5 protein-coding genes are annotated in these 3,397 nt (G+C 45.4%); 1 reads left to right on the forward strand and 4 read right to left on the reverse strand.

From position 1 onward, the window contains the following. Positions 1-240, reverse strand: a 240-nt coding sequence (gene mntR / locus C1T29_RS14690) for a transcriptional regulator MntR (RefSeq protein ID WP_208945473.1), incomplete at its 3' end; no start/stop codon positions are given. Between the two features lie 91 nt (positions 241-331). Next, a complete protein-coding gene (locus tag C1T29_RS14695) occupies positions 332-1,168 on the reverse strand; it encodes a lipoate--protein ligase family protein (RefSeq protein ID WP_023855177.1) in 837 nt (278 codons plus the stop codon). Positions 1,169-1,322: 154 nt separating this feature from the next. Between C1T29_RS14695 and C1T29_RS14700 the strand changes: the two genes are divergently transcribed. Beyond that, positions 1,323-1,736 (forward strand): rhodanese-like domain-containing protein, encoded by a 414-nt coding sequence (locus C1T29_RS14700; protein WP_043054396.1) that lies wholly within the window; start codon positions 1,323-1,325, stop codon positions 1,734-1,736. Positions 1,737-1,890: 154 nt separating this feature from the next. Here the strand turns inward: C1T29_RS14700 and C1T29_RS14705 are convergent, their stop codons facing one another. Continuing rightward, positions 1,891-2,775, reverse strand: a complete 885-nt coding sequence (locus C1T29_RS14705) for a glycine betaine ABC transporter substrate-binding protein (protein ID WP_023855178.1) — start codon at positions 2,773-2,775, stop codon at positions 1,891-1,893. Next, on the reverse strand, positions 2,775-3,397 hold a 623-nt coding region (gene opuAB, locus C1T29_RS14710), incomplete at its 5' end, for a glycine/proline betaine ABC transporter permease subunit OpuAB (protein ID WP_208945474.1). The genes opuAB and C1T29_RS14705, both read right to left, overlap by 1 nt.

Below are 3,397 nucleotides of genomic sequence, written 5' to 3' on the forward strand. Positions count from 1 at the left end.
CACTAATTCATGGCTGTATACTAACCGTGTGCCTATTTGCTTCCCTTTAGGCGTCAGCACGAGGCCGCGATACTTTTCATAAATCAAATATTCGTCTTTATCGAGTTTTTGAACCATTTTTGTAACCGAGGAGGGATGGACGGCCAGAGCTTCGGCTATATCTGAGACCCTTGCATATCCTTTTTCTTCAATCAGCATATAAATTTGTTCTATGTAATCTTCCATACTCGGTGTTGTCATCAAATCCCTCCAAATCACACCTATTCAAATCATAACAAGTTTACACTATGTGCATGTAAAAAACAAGCAACGGGATAACGTTTTCACCCGATTACCTTCTATAATTCCATTCATCTGCCGCATACTTCGTTCTGGCGAGATCGGCGACAAATTCCGTTTCCTCTTCTGTCAGTTCATAAGGCTCCAAATGAATGTTAAGCCCCTTTTCGAACCCTTTTTTAAAAGCTTTGCTCGCTTCTTCAATCGTGATTTTTTCTTTTGCGAGCTCATTGATGGCGACCGCTTTTTGTTTGAAGTTTCTCTGCATGCGCTCTCTGAGGCGATCATTTTTGTAAATAAACAAATCAAAGAGCTTGTCCTCATCCAGATCAAGAAGGATCGAACCGTGCTGGAGAATGACTCCTTTCTGCCTCGTCTGGGCGCTTCCTGCGACCTTTCTGCCTTCGACAACGAGCTCATACCACGACGGCGCGTCAAAACAGACGGAAGATCTCGGGTTTTTCAGGCTCTGTTTCTCTTTTTCCGTTCTTGGTATGGCGAAATACGCATCAAGTCCCAGCTCTCTGAAGCCTTCAAGAATACCTTCTGAGATGACGCGGTACGCTTCCGTCACCGTCTTGGGCATTTCCGGGTGTTCTTCAGACACAATAACACTGTAGGTCAGCTCTTGATCATGGAGCACGCCTCTTCCGCCGGTCGGCCTTCTCACAAAGCCTAAACCGTGTTTTTTGACGGCATCCAGATTGATTTCCTTTTCGATATTTTGGAAATAGCCGACTGAAAGCGTTGGCGGATTCCAGCCGTAAAAGCGGATGGTCGGCGGAATCTTATTTTCGCTGTGCCAATAAAGGAGCGCCTCGTCGAGCGCCATATTAAAAGCGGGATCCTGTCGTCCCGAATCGATAAAACGCCATATTTCTTTTTCCATAACCTGCCCTCTTTTTCTTTGGTATAAAATAAGTCTACCAATCCCTCTTAAAATTGAAAATAAATTCGGCGAATCAGATGACAGATTTCTGAGGCTTTACTATAATAGTATTTGTCTTAACATATCGTTAAAAATCTCCCGATTATCAGACGGGATGAATTCAAAAAGGAGTCGGATCAGATTGTCTACCAGCAGCATTATCATTCTCTTGATTTGCGCCGCGCTCATCATCTACGCGGTCGTTTCATACATCTATCAGCAGCGCATTATGAAAACCTTGACAGAAGAAGAATTCCGGGCCGGCTATCGCAAAGCACAGCTCATCGATGTGCGCGAGCCGAACGAGTATGAAGGCGGCCACATTTTGGGTGCGAGAAACATTCCGCTTTCACAGCTTAAGCAAAGAAAAAGCGAAATCCGTCCTGACAAACCGGTTTACCTGTACTGCCAAAACAACGTCAGAAGCGGAAGAGCCGCCCAAACGCTCCGCAAACACGGCTGTAAGGAGATTTACAACCTGAAAGGCGGGTTCAAAAAATGGGGCGGAAAAATTAAAACGAAAAATTAATAACCGCAGCTGTCTCCAGTTGCGGCCAACATCCTAAAGCGTCTTTGCGTTTTAGGATTTTTTTTAGCATATCCTGCAGACAATCAAAACAGGCGGAGCAGATGATCCTTCAAATAAAAATAAGCCGGCGAAATGGGTTCGCCGGCTTTGTTCGTTATTTTTTCAAGTCTTCGATTGAATTGACATCTTTCATGTAGGTCGGAACGACAAGGCCAATTTTTACGCCTGTCATGCTTGTACCGATATCTTCGTATTTGCCTTTGTATTTTTCAGCATATGTTTTATGCGTTTGCGGCAGCCATGCAGCAAGTGAAGCATCGACGCTTCCATTTGCAATTCCAGTCCACATCGGGCCTGCTTCTACTTGGCTGAGCGTCACGTTGTAGCCTAAGTCTTCAAGAACTTTTGCGATGACATTTGTGCTCGCAATTTCACTGTCCCATGCCACATAGCCGAGCTTAATTTTTTCGCCGTCCGCTTTATCGACGCCTTTTGTCCATTTCTTAACAAGGTCTTGATGTTTTTTAACGAAATCTGCTGCAGCTTCTTCCGCTTTTTTGCCTTCCTGAACGGCAAGCATGACTTCTCCCATATCATCCTCTGTCCAGCTGAATTGGCTGAGCAGCTTGTGTGCGCCCGGATGATCGTCCTTGAATCCTTTGCGCGTAACAGTATGGATTTCTTCGGCATCGCCGTAAGAACCTTTTGGATCTTTCAAATATTTGAGATCGTATTTTGCAAACATCCAATGCGGTGTCCAACCCGTAATAATGATCGGATCTTTTTTATCGTAAGCTTTTTTCAATGCGGCTGTCATCGCTGAGCTTGAGCCTGATGTTACAGCCCACTTGCTGAGATCGTAATCCTTGAGCGCCTTGTCCGTTGCATTCATAATGCCCGCTCCAGGATCAATGCCGGTAATTTTATAACTGACTTGATCGCCTACAGACGCGTTTTCATTATTATTGCTGCTTCCGCAGGCAGCCAGACCCAATGTCAGTACTGCTGCAGTGCCGATTCCCGCTATCTTTTTCCACATTATGCATTCCCCCTGCTTTTTTTCAATTTTATATTTTGTGTAACCCGGTCAAGTACGATCGCAATAATAACAATCGCAAGCCCGGTTTCTACACCAGTACCCGTTTGCAGCTGGGTAACAGCCCGGTAAACTTCTTCTCCAAGTCCAGGCGCACCTACCATGGATGCAATAACGACCATTGACAACGCAAGCATGATGCTTTGATTGATACCGGCCAGAATGGTTTTCGTCGCAAGCGGCAGCTGCACTTTAAAGAGCCGCTGGCTTGTCGTTGAACCAAATGCTTCTGTAGCTTCAATCAGATCTTCCGGCACCTGCTGAATTCCTAAGATTGTCATCCGGATTGTCGGAGGCATCGCAAAGATAACGGAAGCGACAACACCCGGCACAACCCCAATATTGAAAAAGAAGATGGCCGGAAGCAAATAAACGAATGCCGGCATCGTCTGCATTAAGTCAAGAATGGGCGTAACGATTCTCCGAACCGTTTTCTTTTGGGAGCCCCAGATTCCGACCGGAATGCCGATAATGACAGAAATCAGAACGGATGTGACGACAAGCGCCAATGTCTGGAGCATGGCGTCCCAATATCCTAAATAATCAATGATAAAAAATCCGATTA

The organism is Bacillus sp. MBGLi79 (genome assembly GCF_002953915.1).